Origin of the sequence: Butyrivibrio proteoclasticus B316 (assembly GCF_000145035.1) — a bacterium.
GTDB classification, from domain to species: Bacteria; Bacillota; Clostridia; order Lachnospirales; family Lachnospiraceae; genus Butyrivibrio; species Butyrivibrio proteoclasticus.
The window spans coordinates 16,224-31,272 of the sequence record NC_014388.1 but is presented as its reverse complement, the minus strand read 5'-3'; the positions used below and the strand labels follow the sequence as shown (position 1 = coordinate 31,272).

The 15,049-nt window shown below is 41.3% G+C and carries 10 protein-coding genes; 1 reads left to right on the top strand and 9 read right to left on the bottom strand.

The window, feature by feature from the left end; all coding sequences use genetic code 11:
- Positions 1–6: 6 nt before the first annotated feature.
- From BPR_RS15170 to bglB, 6 genes are all read right to left on the bottom strand, one after another.
- A complete protein-coding gene (locus BPR_RS15170; protein WP_013282367.1) occupies positions 7–1,125 on the bottom strand; it encodes an ABC transporter permease in 1,119 nt (372 codons plus the stop codon).
- A complete protein-coding gene (locus BPR_RS15165; RefSeq protein ID WP_013282366.1) occupies positions 1,125–2,222 on the bottom strand; it encodes an ABC transporter permease in 1,098 nt (365 codons plus the stop codon). Before BPR_RS15165 ends, BPR_RS15170 begins: the two co-directional genes overlap by 1 nt.
- A gap of 130 nt (positions 2,223–2,352) precedes the next feature.
- Positions 2,353–4,440 (bottom strand): ABC transporter substrate-binding protein, encoded by a 2,088-nt coding sequence (locus tag BPR_RS15160; RefSeq protein ID WP_013282365.1) that lies wholly within the window; start codon positions 4,438–4,440, stop codon positions 2,353–2,355.
- Positions 4,441–4,554: 114 nt separating this feature from the next.
- On the bottom strand, positions 4,555–6,225 hold the full coding sequence (locus BPR_RS15155) for a hypothetical protein (RefSeq protein WP_013282364.1): 1,671 nt from the start codon (positions 6,223–6,225) through the stop codon (positions 4,555–4,557).
- A gap of 12 nt (positions 6,226–6,237) precedes the next feature.
- A complete protein-coding gene (locus BPR_RS15150; RefSeq protein WP_013282363.1) occupies positions 6,238–7,206 on the bottom strand; it encodes an ROK family protein in 969 nt (322 codons plus the stop codon).
- An 8-nt stretch (positions 7,207–7,214) separates the two neighbouring features.
- Positions 7,215–8,306, bottom strand: a complete 1,092-nt coding sequence (gene bglB, locus BPR_RS15145) for a beta-galactosidase BglB (RefSeq protein ID WP_013282362.1) — start codon at positions 8,304–8,306, stop codon at positions 7,215–7,217.
- 35 nt (positions 8,307–8,341) lie between these two features.
- Between bglB and BPR_RS15140 the strand changes: the two genes are divergently transcribed.
- Positions 8,342–9,241, top strand: coding sequence for an AraC family transcriptional regulator (locus BPR_RS15140; protein WP_026662216.1), 900 nt, complete (start codon positions 8,342–8,344; stop codon positions 9,239–9,241).
- On the opposite strand, the gene BPR_RS15135 is transcribed toward BPR_RS15140, so the two are convergent.
- The 3 genes from BPR_RS15135 to BPR_RS15125 form a co-directional block, all read right to left on the bottom strand.
- A complete protein-coding gene (locus BPR_RS15135; RefSeq protein ID WP_013282360.1) occupies positions 9,231–10,958 on the bottom strand; it encodes a CehA/McbA family metallohydrolase in 1,728 nt (575 codons plus the stop codon). The genes BPR_RS15140 and BPR_RS15135 overlap by 11 nt on opposite strands.
- 189 nt (positions 10,959–11,147) lie before the next feature.
- On the bottom strand, positions 11,148–14,351 hold the full coding sequence (locus BPR_RS15130; RefSeq protein ID WP_013282359.1) for an alpha-mannosidase: 3,204 nt from the start codon (positions 14,349–14,351) through the stop codon (positions 11,148–11,150).
- Positions 14,326–15,045, bottom strand: a complete 720-nt coding sequence (locus BPR_RS15125) for a hypothetical protein (RefSeq protein ID WP_013282358.1) — start codon at positions 15,043–15,045, stop codon at positions 14,326–14,328. Before BPR_RS15125 ends, BPR_RS15130 begins: the two co-directional genes overlap by 26 nt.
- Positions 15,046–15,049: the final 4 nt, after the last annotated feature.

Here is a 15,049-nt window from a genome sequence, read left to right as displayed (position 1 = left end):
AAAAAATTACTTGTAAGGATCTGCGGCATCTCTCATTCCATCACCAAGGAAGTTAAATGCCAAAACAGTGATTGTAACAAAGATGATCGGTATCAGCTTGTGGGGATTGGCTGCAACGTCAGTAACTGAACTTGCTTCCTGAAGAAGAACTCCCCAGCTTGTAGCAGGCGATTTAATACCAAGTCCAAGATATGACATTGAAGTCTCACCTACGATAGATCCCGGAATCCCAAGTGTAAGAGAAACAATAAGGTAGCTCATAAAGCCCGGTACAAGATGCTTCCAGATGATCTTCCATGTAGATACACCGGAAATCCTTGCTGCCATAACATAGTCCTCATTCTTAAGTGATAGGAACTTTCCTCGTACAACTCTGGCCATTCCTGTCCAGTTGATGAATGACAGGATTATTGTCATATAAAAATACATTTTTATTGTTGATACTCCGGCAGGAATAGCAGCTGATAAGGCCATCCAGAGCGGAATCTGCGGAACAGCTCCAATTACCTCGATAATTCTCTGGATTATCATGTCAAGGACTCCTCCGAAGTAACCCGAAACAGATCCTATTACTACTCCCAAAAAGAAACTGATGATAGCACTGGCAAATGGGATGGATAAAGAAATCCTCGCTCCCAGTAATACTCTGGAAAAAATATCTCTTCCAAGGGAATCTGCACCAAATAAGAATATCTTGGCTCCCGTTCCGCCCTTGGAACCTTCTCCGACACCAAACAAGTGAAGATCACAAGGGAAAAGACCTAAGACCTTATATTCAGTTCCATGAACAAAAAACTCTATCTTGTAATATTCAGATAAATCAGGTTCAAGGCTGACCTCAAAAGTTTTCTTGTTAATACTCTTTTCAAGCTTGTATACATGGGGACCTACGTGCTGATCCTCATATATTGTGTAGATTTTGGTCGGTGCGGAATTTCTATACAGACCATCAAACTCATCAAGCCCGTAAGGTGCGAGGAAATCTGCAAATAGCGCTGAAATGTACAGAACCGCCAAAATAATAAAAGAAACCTGCGCAAGCTTGTGCTTTCTAAGCTTTCTTGCCATCAAAGTCCACTGGGAGGCAAGATAATAATCTTCTTTAGATTTAAGTTTCTTAGCCATTATCTGCTACCTCCTGAGTAACGAATTCTAGGATCAAGAAATGCCAGCGCAATGTCAGAGAACAGCACACCAATAACAACAAGCACCGCCTGAACCATGACGATAGCGCCTGCAAGGTACATATCCTGTGACTGAAGTGCCTTATAAAGGACAGGTCCCTGAATCTGCATATTCAGAACCATAGCTGTTACAGTAGATCCTGAGAAAAGACTTGAAAGAACTCCGCCAAGTCCTGATACTGTAGGGTTGATAGCAGCTCTAAAACAATACTTCATAATGATCTTGCCCTCAGAAACGCCTTTTGCCCTTGCTGTAAGCGTATACTGTCTGGCTACCTCATCAAGCATCTGTGCACGCACTGAACGAATAATACCGCAAGTTCCACTGGTTCCGATGACAATGATAGGAATGATCATTCTCTTTAAGAAATCACCAAAATTATATAAATGAACGCCGTTTTTAAGCATCTCCTGAGAAAAAAGACCTACATTGGCATTTCCGGTCCATTTATAGGAGAGATACATCAGCACAATTGCCAAAATAAAGTTAGGTATTGCAGTTCCAAGGAAACCAATTATCGCAGATATATAGTCACCTACGGAATATTGGTGCGTACTGGCATAAACCGCTATAGGAATTGATACCAGATATTGGAAAATCATGATGATAGCTGTAACACCTATGGTAAGCCCCAGTCTGTCGTTGACAACGCTCCAGACGTCGCGTCCATAGGCAAAAGAATACTTCCAGTTATGATGTGAATGATACAGTCTGTAATAGGCTGTGTCAGAAGGTGTCCAAATGATATCCTTAACCCATTTGATATATTGCTGCCATACCGGCAAATCAAGTCCGTAGTCTTCTCTCATTGATGCTGCATAATCTGCATCAACCAGCTCTCCTTCTGTTGCAAGCGCCGCAATATGCGCAGAAACATAATCCCCCGGAGGAAGCTGTATTACAAAGAAAACCAGAATAGAAATGAGCAGAAGTGTTGGAATAAACCAGAGTACACGCTTAACAATGTACTGCACAAGGTCTCTTCTAAAGAACTCTTTTATGTTCTCAACAAAACTGTTTTTTGTTTTTTCCTCCATAGTGTGTAATACCCTTTCTAAAATAAAGACCTTCCCAAAATCTCTACTTTGAGATAAAAACCGGAGACGTGGAAACCCCCTCACGTCTCCGGAATTCTTATTCAATACATTATATAACCCTTGTTATTTATTATTCTGCCTTGAAGAGTACTTCATAGTGTGTCATGTTAGCATACTGATAGCAGTCAGCTGATACAAGATTGTCAGCATAGTTGTGGATCTTGGATGTTATAAGTTCAAAGTAACCTTCTGACTTGAGGTAAGCAATTGACCAGAGGTTATCTTTGTGGATCTTGTAGATTTCAGCCTGATACTCATCTCTTTCGGCTTCATCTGAACTAAGTCTCCACTTGTCATAGAGCTCTACCAGTTTAGCAAGATCGCCTGTTGGCTCAACTCCCTGCGCGCCCTTAGTTGCATAGTATGTACCATACTCACCGTACCACTCAGCAGCCTGTGCAATAGGAACAAATGGAGCTGCTCTATCCTTAAGTGAAGCGCCACCGATAGCTGTATGAGGTCCCATTACTGCAACCCAGTCATTGTTGTCGATCGCTTCATCAAATGCTGAAACTTCGAGGTTCTTGAGAGCACAGTTGATGCCGATTGCCTTGTAATACTGTTCAAATACCGGATAAGACTCATCTGCGCCACCATCATATGCAAGGAAAGTGAGCATAAGGTCTGAACCATCAGCGAATTTGTAGAAACCATCTGATCCCATCACAAGTCCGCATCCTTCGAGAAGGCTCTTAGCCTTGTCTACATCATACTCAGTCCACTTTGTCTCCCACTCAGGATCGTATCCAACGTTGCCTTCAGCAGGGCAGCACTGGCCAGGTTCAAGGAATCCGTCAGTAAGAAGCTCGGAAACCTGCTCTCTGTCAACGCCGATTGACATAGCCTCACGGAAATCGCTATTTGCGAAAAGATCTGCATAATTCTTATCAGGATTTGTATAGTTGAAGGTTACCTGATAGCTTCCCCAGCTTGTTGATCCCCACTCGCGAAGAGTAGCAGCATCTCCAAGATCTGACAGTGTAGCTGCAATATCCTTCATAGCTACTGCTATAACATCGATTTCGCCTGAACGGAACATAAGAAGATCCTGTCCGTCTTCAGAGGTCTGGTTAAAGTGAAGTGCATCTACATATGGAAGCTGATTTCCTTCAGCATCTACTTTCCAGAAGTATGGGTTACGGTCCATGATGCAAAGTGTATCATCCTTGGAGCTGTTGCCCGGAACAGTAGAAAGTACAAATGAGTTAAGTGTTGGAATACCTGCAACATTCCAGAAGTTATAGGAAACTGATTTACCCAGATCCTTAACAGTTGCTGCGTCAATATTCTTCTTCTGAGCATTAGCAAGAACCTCTTCCTCAGAAAGTCCTGTTGACTGCCAGTACTCATTCTCTACATAAGGATAATCCTCAGAATCAGGAATGAGATCCTTTAAGTAATGAGCAGGAGCCCAGCACCATTTGAAATCACCATTCTCAATGAAATCTGCAGGATATTTAGGATTAACGAATGTCCATGTAACTGTATAGTCGTCAACCTTCTTAAGTGTTGCCCATGCCTCTTCTCCGTCAACTTCCTCTTTAAGAGCTACCCAGCTCTTCTTGCTATCGAAGTTTGTAAGATGGCACATGTAATACCAGAAAGTAATATCATCTGCTGTAAATGGCTCACCATCTGACCACTTCATGCCTTCTCTGAGGTTGAATGTCCAGACTGTATAGTCATCATTGTGTTCAAATGATTTGATAACATTTGGATAATAGGAACCATCTGTGTTGTATCTGATGATAGATTCAAGAGATGGTCTTGAAAGTCCCCAGCTTCCGCCTGCAGGCCCAAGATTGATAACCCCACCATATGTACCAATCTCAAGTGAAGCTCCTGTAGCATCAACAGTTTCAACAAAAACATTATCTGCATCCGGAATTCTTTCTTCCACCGCAGGAAGCTTGCCTGCTGAAACCTGATCTGCAAGCATTGGTGCCTCAGCAAATCCCTCAACCTTAACTTCCTCTGTGTTTGAAGCTATGTCGCCAGTCTGAGCTGTGTCAGCTGTCTGCTCAGTAGCTTCTGTAGCAGCAGGTTCAGAAGATGTTCCGGATGGAGTAGCTGCCCCACCGCAACCTGCAAGCATCGTCATAGAGGTTGCTGCAGCAAGCACCAGTGATACTGCCTTAGAGTTAATTTTCCTTCTCATATTTCCTCCTTTTGTCGCATTTGCTATACCTTACGATATTTTTATTTTATCAAACCACCATTCCATGAAATAGCTGATTTTTTTGCTTATTTGCAAAAAACATTGCATTTTTTGTCATTTAGAAAACTGGCTTCTCATGTTTCTTATGGTGATGGTATGATCAAAACCTGTATAATCAGTAAAATACACTGTTGATGATCCCGAATTAGTCAGCTCAGAATCCTCTTTTCCCTCCATAAATCTGTGTGTTCCAAAGGCAGGGCCTACAATCAGCATATCTTTGCCATTAGACAGTTCAACATGATCATCCTTGGCAATTATGGTTTCGTTCCCTTTAAGAGTTGTTGCCAGATGTCCATTTTCCATAAAACTTGCCCCGGTCAAAGACATTTCTATTCGCCATGGTGCCCCATTCACACCACTTGTCTTTACTCTCACATCAATTCCGTCTTTATCAGAGCTTTCTTTTACCCAAACATCGATGTCCATGTCAGGGCCCATTTTCTTGTCCCTGGAAGCGTTGTCCATCTGCCACCAGTCATTTGTCTCAGGAATCTTATCCTCGCTCCATGGCAGATAATACCATCCATGCATAGTCTGATGAAGGTGAAGGCCATCAGCTGTTTCTTCCATAGTCTCGGACTTAAAAGCCCTATGCTCACAAAAGCTTCCAGCCACCTTCATTTCCAATTTGATAGTACCATTGTGGAAATACAGGAAATTGGACTTTCCATTCATGACAGTGTATGTGTATCGACCGGTTTTATTCCTTGATATGCCGGAATTTTTGTAGAATACGCTGTAATCCGGATTCTTATATAATCCAAAATGCTCAATGTTCCTCCACTCCGGATACCACATAAAGTAAATCAGACAATCAGGTCCATGAAGGTTATGGCGCTTACAGATGTCAATTATTGAATTAGCCATCTCATAAAACTCAGTGATGCCGTGCCTCTGTGCCATTAGCATGTACTCGGTATAGTAATCCGTTGGATACATGAGCCTGTCTTTATCAAAGCGGGTAGAATTAGCTGTAAATACTGAATCATCTGGCTCCCAATAATGAAGCATCATACGAAGATTTCTGATCACATATTCTTCGTAGGATGCATCACCTGTTGCTTCTGCCAGAGTTATCATTGCATCGTTGTTTACCCTGTTATAATTACCCGCAGATTTCTCAGCATACTCACCGTCTTCATTGCAATCTATTCCCTCGGCAAGGTATTTCTCAGCGCATTTCTTCATTTCTTCATCGCCGTAGATCTTGTAACATTCCATAAGTGTTGATGCAATCGCCCATCTGTGATTAGGTGTATGAAAACCACCTGTTATTATTCCCTTGGCAGCTTTCCCTATGATTCCATCAATAATCCTAAAGATTTCTTCCTCTCCCGGATTTCTCTTTTCTCCTCTGATATCCCTCATGTAAAAGAAAAATGGCATCAGCTTCTTGATACAAAATGCTGTGTCAGGCGCTGAACTGAAATTGCAGGTTACATAATCAAAAAGCCCGCTTTCAAGCTGCATTTTCTCTGTAAAATGCAGTCCCGCAAGTATTCTCTCAAAGAGTCTCTCATCTCCATAAAGCTCACTGTCTCTGTTGCAGAAAAGAGCTATCATGGAAGCTGTTCTGTAAATGGTGAACTTGGCATCAAGGATATGATTATCATCCAGAAATGCTCCATAATTCTCGCTTTCCACATCCATGATCTGTCTGCACATGGATTCATAAACCAGTTCTTCTGTATCCTTTAGAATAAATTCATAGTGCTTTTCCATAACAATCCTTCCTCACATCTTGTATATAAGTGCAGCTCCGATTATACCGATATCGCCACTGTCTGAAATTCCCTTAGACAACATTATCTCTGTATTCTTGCTGCTATTTCGCGAATATATACCCTTAGAAACCAGGTCTTTTAGCTTATCAAGGTACAAATCCGCCGCCTTGGTGATCCCTCCGCTAAGTGTCAGCACATCCGGTTGGAATATGTTGATGATATTGATAATGCCCTCCGACAGGTAGAACAAGTACTCATCCAAAACTTTTTTTGCGACCTTATCTCCTTTTCTTACAGCATCAAAGAATATTTCTCCGTCAAGTTCTTCTCTTTTGGACACTTTGCCAAGCAGGCTCTTTTTACCTGAGGATGATCTGGAAGCTTCCCAGGCAAGATTCATAAGTCCCTCAACAGAAGCATAATCCTCAAAGCATCCCTTTCTCCCGCAGTTACAGTCAACACCGTCAAAGTTAATTGTCATATGGCCAAACTCAGCAGCTGCATAATTACAGCCCCTAAGGACACGGCCGTTTATGATAACTCCGCCGCCAATCCCTGTGCCAATCGTCATCATGACAAAGTTCTTGGCATTGTAATCACCTGTTATGTATTCTCCGATAGCTGCAGCGTTGGCATCATTATCAAAATAAACTTTATCTGCAAGTTCTTCTCCAAGCGCCTTTTTAAGCTCTGTCAAAAAAGGCACATCCTCAAAGCCCAAATTGTTGGCATATAGCACTTTCCCAGACTCCGGATCAAGAGTTCCCGGAACTCCGACGCCTATGGCAGTGACCATATCTGCCTTGACCATGGCTGACTTCATAAGATCTTTGACCAGTCCTGCAATAGCCTGTATCATCTCTGATGGCGTACTGACATTTCTGGTCTTAATTGTTTTCTTTTTGACTATTTTGTAGGATTCATCTACAATCCCCGCTGCTATATTTGTTCCGCCTATATCAATGCCTATTCTGAACATTTTCTACCTCAAATCTTATGAATTTCTAACAAAAACAGCATCGCCAGCGCCTGTCCGTAAGGCATAGGCTTAATTTCTATTTCCTTATAAAAGTCTTTGGACACTCTTCCCATTGGTGTTCCATAGGAAACCTGATTCACTGTTCCATCCGGATCAATAAGCCCCAGCATGGGCTTAAGAGCTTTAATTCCAACTTCCCTGAACTTCTCATCAATTATTCCCATCCGGACAGCCTTTAGAATTCCATAGGCAAATCCGCAGGTTGCACTTGCTTCAAGATAGGATGTTTCGTCATCTACAAGTGTATGCCACATTCCGCCTTCATCCTGATATTTCTCCAAGGCCTTCACCTGCTGCAGAAAAGCTTCCACAAGGAACTTTCTATCAGCCCCGGTTACATTTGCTATATCCAGATATTCAGGAATTGCAATGGTAAACCAACAGTTTCCTCTTCCCCAAAGTGCCCTCGCGAAATTATGATGTCCTTCAAATGTCCAACCATGATATAAAAGGCCTGTCTCATGATCCACAAGATATTTGATGTGGAGAAGGAACTGATACCTGGCTTCCTCTCTATATTCATCGTTATCCTCTATTTCTCCCATAAGCGCCAGAAACATCACAGTCATGAAAAGAGTATCATCCCACAACTCTCCGGTATTCTCACTATCAGAAGTCCTGTGCTGAATGCCATCTTCTTCAGTTCTGGCAAAATCATGCATAATAGCCTCTGCCCACTCATGGCAAACTTTTTTATATTCTGTTTTCCCTGTGTCCTTTAGGAGAAAAGCCAGTGTCAAAAGAGGAGCACAGGTATTAACGTTCTTGGCAGGAAGCCCCAAAGATATTTCTTTATCATAAAAACTATGCAGAAAGTCAACGTAATCATTTCTTCCAAGCTCATGTGCCATCTGATAAAGACCATATAAGCCAACACCCTGCGTCCACTCCCAATGCTGATATCTGGAGACATCATCACCTGCAAGGTTTTTGGTCTTCATATTTTCCAGAAACTGCTCATCATCTTCAAACAAAAACTTCTGAAAGCTTTGAGCCAAAATCTCGAGCTTTGCCATGATTTCTTTATTATCCGCTACCATTTGCTACCTCTTTCTATTTCATTTATACTAATCATATGCTTATAAACGATAATATTTATTACGAAGACAATCACTACATAATCATCAATAACATCCCAAATAACATCTATTACTATTTCGATTATGACAAGAGGGATGCATCGGTTAATATGGAATTCCAGCATCTGCATCCATATTACGAGATCATGTTTTTACTTGCGCCCAACGCAACTCACCTTATTGAGGGTGTTCCCTACAATATTCACATGGGTGATTTCGTGTTGCTGGCGCCTTCTGTTATGCACAAATCCGTTTATTACAAGGGCGATCCCAGCAGACGTCTCATTATCGATTTCATGTATCCCTTAGATAAGCCTGAAAGCTGTGATGCCTACAAAGAGATTCTGTCTCCCTTTCATGCCGATAACCCCGTATACAGATTTGGTTTTCAGGATCAGCAGAAGCTTATCGATATCCTGAACAACCTGTTTATTTTTTCCAAAGAGCATAAATACTACGGCAATCCCGCTGATGAATTCTATATTCACAACAAATTTCAAGAATTCCTGTATTGCCTGTATGAACTAAGGGACAAGAATACATATACCAATACCCAGAGCTATAATTCAATCGAACAGAAGATATATGAGGTTTCTTCATATATTCACACTCACTATGAAGAGGATATCTCCCTTGACTCTCTCTCTGAGCAGTTCTTCATCAGTACCAGCTATTTATCAAGAGAGTTTAAGCAGGTTACAGGTTTTAATCTGTCCAATTACATACAGCTGACCAGGATCAAAAACGCTCAGTATCAGCTTGTATCCAGTAACAAGAAGATTTCTGTAATAGCTCAGGAATGCGGTTTTTCCTCTTTTTCCCAGTTCAACAGGATCTTTAACAAGATCTCCGGAACATCACCAAGAGAATATCGCCAGAATGCCGTTATCGGTTGATGATCACAGGATTTGTAATTGCAAGGTTTGTGCAATCATCCCTGGCAATAAAATATAAGTATTTTCCATCAGGAATGGCTTCTTCCAGTTCCATGCTATAGTCGTAGAAGCCATCCTTTTTTTCTGCACAAAGTTCTATTTCCTTATAAACACCATTTTCCGTGCTAAGTTCAAGCGTCTTAAGGGGACGGTTAGCCAGAAGTTTAATTTCGACCGTCAGTTTATCAATTCTCTTTTTACCCTCAGTAAGTCTTACATTATGGCCCGGAATCTTTCCGTTAACCTTAGTCAAAAGAATTGGTCCATTAGTCAAAAAACTCCTGCCCAGGCGCAGTCTGTTCATGATATATTCAGGATTATGAGTATTCTCCCTTGGCTCTGTAACATCAAAGTTAATATAGGTTCTGACACAGCCGCTTGAAAGGCATGTCTCCGCCCACTTTTCCAGAATTGGAAGAAGTTTTTCTCCTATCTCGAGCATTACCCCTGTTTCATCTGAATACTCTCTGGAAAGCTCCTGTTCATTTGCCCTGATGGCATCCATCGTATCCATGACTTCATCGAACAGAACATGGTAATCATCCGCGCAAATATTATGGGTATCGCTTCCGGTAGTTGCAGGAAGAAAAAGCCCCCTTTGCATGCAGCGATTCCACAGATTCATTGCAGCATCATTGGTAGAGCCTGCCATCATCGGGTTTGATCCGTTCCAGATTTCCATAGTCTCAAAAATATCAAGCATATCCTCAAAATCAGGATTCCATGATATTGATCTTTGCAGATCTCTAGGATGATTAATTTGCGCAAGGCCGCCATTTTCTTTTATTTCATCAGTAATCCTGACAAATTCATTTCTCAGATACTTATCAGTTCTATTTCTGTCATCCGGAATGGCATAAATTACATCTACAGGCACTCCCATCGCCATAACATGCCCATTAGATGTAGATATCTCTTTGGAAATGATTGGAATAAAGTTATCTCTTTTATTTGCCTTCCATGCAGAATGGCTCAGAATAATATGGTGATCTGAAAGAGCTCCATAGCTAAGTCCCGAAGCCATCATAGAATTGGCTACCTGTTCGGGAGTTTCAACAACGTCATCATCTCCGCCAAATACAGGACTTGAATAAACACAGTGATGATGAAGTTCACCTGAAATCCACCCCTCGCTTTCGAGATTAACAAAGCGGTTCAGATCATAGGTTTTTCTGGAAAATACCCCTTCTGTTATTTCAATATCATCTGTTATTATTTCGTATTCACTTCCCTTTGACACTTCAATTACATATCTTCCAACCGGAAGTTTTCTGGATAAACACCCATCAAACCCTGTCATATCGCGGATCATCGTAATCTTTCCATTTACTCTGTCAAAGGTGGCTGGTTCTTCTTCCTGAAGTAGTTTAAAAAACTTAACCTGAGCAGGCGTCCCCACGCCGCTAGTCCTGGTTTCTACAAAAACATTTCCAAGTGGAACATCAGGACTAATTATTCCATTATGATGAAATCTGTTCCTGTCATTTCCCGCAGGATAATCAACTTCATTAGTCCTCTTTGCTGCCTTGTCCACGTATTTATCATTTACCAGCCTGACATATTTATAGAGCCTGTCAGCATCCATCGAATCGGCAGTCTTATTTGTAATGCCTTCTTCCCTATATATTCCCTGCAAAAGACCTATCGCAATACTCAAAAATTTAGTTTCTTTACTCATAATCTGCTCCTATAAGAAATCGCTGACATATTTTATACCGGCGATTCTTCAATAAAAAAAAGAATGCATGACATAGTTAATTCCCTATATCATACATTCTATTTTTTTATTCGTGCATTATCTACGCGGTTTTTATGTCAAATTTTCAAAAAGATTGCATTTTTTGCGATAAAGCTTTTACACGCCTTTTTACAAAGATATGCGTATAGTCTTAATCTCAAAGGGCTTAAATTCCATGGAAATAAGTCTTTTTGTCAAATCATAGCTTATCATCTCTGCGCTAATCTTATTTTCCATAAGGTCACATTCATAAACATCCTTAACAGGCTTATCAAGACCTTTTAATAGTCCAGCTGATACCTTATGTTCCTGTCCAAAGCCCTCATACAGTCTAATGACAATATCCTCTGAGTCTTCCGCCTGTTTAACCGAGCTTATGTACACGCCCTTTTCACCCTTTAGATCGATCACAGAATTCATCATGCTCTCATAAGCTCTGCCTGCACTTCCTGCAGAAATATCATGAGATAATAACATGTGCGAATCAAGATTAAGCCTTGTAGCCTCTTCAATAACATATCCTTCTCTGTAATCCCCTTTATGAGGCAAAAGAGAATATGTAAACTCATGTATTCCCTGATCAGCATTAGGATTTGGATAAATACCGGATTTAATAAGCGTCAGACGCATCAGCTTTTCTTTGGCGTCATATCCGTATTTGCAATCATTTAAAACAGCAACTCCATATCCGGATCTTTCATCTGAAATATCCATCCATCTGTGAGTACAACATTCAAATTTGGCCTTATCCCAACTGGTATCCCTGGTCAGATTCCTTCTGATATTGCCAAACTGGATCTCACATGTAATCTCCTTGGAGATTACATCTACCGGAAAAGCTGCCTTTAACAGTATCTGGTGCTCATGCCAGTCGGCTGTGGTGCGAAAATCTATTCGCCTTGAATCATTTTTGATCACAATGCTCTGACATATCTGTGAATCTCTAAAGGTCCTCTTTATATCTACATGAACCTCTACGAATTCAGCACTAGTGTCTTCACTCCAATTTGCAATATCAATCTCGGATGTGGTTCCATCAGTCAGATAACCGCAAATCTTCATTTCCTCAATATCAGTGATATCCCAGCTTATCTTCTCGAAGTCAGCATCAATATTCCAGGCATCATACTCCTTAGGTTCATCCTTAAATGCTATCAGCCTGTTGAGCGGACTCTGCCCCATATCACGAACTTCTCTTCCTGCCTCCTTATCCACAAGACTTACTATTTCTCCGTTCTTATCAAAGGAAATAGTATAAAATACTGTCTCTATCACAGCTATATCCTGCTTTTTGGTCACGAGAATCATCTGTGGATCTGGCGCTTGTTCTTTAACTGATCTGCTTGGCAAAAGGCCTGTCTTTTTCCGCATAGATGCTTCGCTAAGTTTATCAGACGCCGAATTTATCAATTCTGTAACAATATCAATCGCTTTTTTATAATTCTCTTCAGAAGTAATATACACTTCCTCAATAGACGATCCCGGAAGAATATCATGGAACTGATTTAGCATGAGGATCTTCCACGCCTCATACAGTTCTTTTTGGGGATAAGAAAGGCCTGTATAGATATGTGCCAGAACACTTAAAGTCTCAGCTTCCTGAAGTAATATCTCAAGCCTTCTGTTATATTTCTTGTTTTTACCAATAGAAGTATATGTACCTCTGTGAAATTCCAGATACAGCTCATCATCCCACACAGGAACATCATTTGATCTTCTGACTTTATCAAGAAGTCCATCCATAAACGCAGAGACTGACTTCTGAACAGTTTTAGGGCACCCCGGGATTCCCCTACGAAGCCTTCTGTCAGTTTCCAGCATCTCCCAGGTAGGTCCGCCGCCTCCATCTCCAAATCCATAGCAGGTAAGGGTCTCATTGGTAATACTCTTTTCCCTGAAGGCCCTCCATGTACCCATTACCTGGCTCGCGTCCTGCCTTCCATTATAGGTGTAATTCAGGATTCCTCCGTCTTTCATGGCCTTATCTGCCAATGGAAGATCACATGTAGTAACAATATATACTGGAATAAAGCTTCCATCTATCCCTTTCCACATAAAAAGATCATGTGGCAATCTGTTAGTATCATTCCAGGCAAGCTTGGTTGTCACAAAGGCTCTTACCCCACTTTTTTGAAGTATTTGTGGCATTGCCTTGCTATATCCAAAAACATCGGGAAGCCAGAGAATATCGCTGTCTACGCCAAACATCTCTTTGAAATATCTTTTTCCATAGAGTATTTGTCTGACAAGGCTCTCTCCACTTGTAAGATTACAGTCAGCTTCCAGCCACATTGCGCCCTCAGGCTCAAATCTTCCCTCTTTTACCCTTGCAAGGATCTCTTCAAAAAGCTCCGGTTCGTCTTCCCTTACAAACTCGTATGTCTGAGGAGAACTGGCCATAAAAAGATATTCCGGATACCGCTTCATAAGCTCCATAACTGTGGAATAGCTTCGGATTGCCTTTTCTCTTGTCTGTCGAACCGGCCATTTCCATGCCACATCAATATGCGTGTGACCGACACTCGCAACTGTTGCATCAGCAGTTCTAATGCCATAGAGATTATCAGCCAAAAAAGCAGATGTCTCCTCCAGAAGCTCTTTTGAAAAGTTACCTCTTGTATCCGATTCGCCTTCTTGCTGCAATATATCACAGGCTTTATCAAGAATAGTCAGGATATATTCCGCATTATCACTATCTACAGGTTCTGCCGAACTTAGTGCTGTCTTGTTGCTTAAAAGATCAATTACCGTTTTTCTGGAATCAAGCCCCAGCATGGCTTTGACGCCATCAAAAGGAACAATCATGTCAAAATAAGCCGCCTTGGCTGCTTCGTCGCAGGCTCCCAGCTCCATTCTCAGATAATTGCCATTTACGGAGAGATTGGAATATGCATAGATTGCGATATCTACAGTCCTGTCTGTCCTTTTTTTCCAATCCTCTGCCTTGTAAATACTGATGCTGTTGTGATTCATATCCATTCCGCTTCGCCTGGAACCGTTTATATACACCAGCATCTGCGGATTATCAGTATTCCAAATATCCTCCGCTCCGGTTGACAGAAAAAAGAAGACCTCTTTTCCACTAAACTTTTCCGGAACTATAACAGTTACTCTAAAAAGTTCATGTCCATCAGGTTCTCCCCATACAGAGCCTGCCTCAAAATCATCCCAGTCTGTGCAATCCTTTAAAAGCTCATTCCTATGGCCATATGGAACTTTTTTGCATTTAATACCATCAGATGTCATCACTTCCGTAATGTCCACCTTACCTGAGAAAATCTGATCCTTGATTCTTTCTATGCAATCATCAATCCTTGTAAACCTGTCCTCCATAATCAACCCCCAATTTATCGAGCTCTGCCTTTATGAATCCGGGAATCATTTCTTGTAGATCCTGTAACCTGACATAATCTCCATCAGAAATGTCATATCTGACAAATTCCATGGACGGGACAAAACTGTAATTTGCTTTGATGTATTCCGCAATCCTACGGTTATCCTCGTCAGAAATCTTTATTCCCTCAAGATATCTCTCAGGGGCATCAAGGCCGTTTATTCCTGAGAGTCTGTCGCAGGCAGTAAATAGTTCAGGATATATCCACATCAATTCGGGAGAAGCAAGCATTGCATGCTTTCCCGGCTGTGAATACATCACAACATGAGACTTATTCTCAATTTCTGCGCGTGCAACAGCTCTTTTGCTATCAAAAGAGCTGTTGTCTTTCCTGTAAGCGCATAGAAATCTGCCATGATAGCTTCCTTCAGCACCGACTACTGCTCCATTTTTATCTACATAGATCCAAATGTGCTCAAGATCATATAAATGCTGAATATCATAATCGAGGTAGTAGACGTATTCCAGTACTCTAGCTGCCTTTGGATAATTGCCAAAATCAAATGCTCTGTTAAAAGAACTGCTGCGAGCCCCATCCTCACTGTACTCGGTAAATCCGATCTTTTTAAGCCTGAATGGCTCTTTTTTATCCATATATATGATCGGTTCGTATTTAACAATATCCTGCTCCATCTGA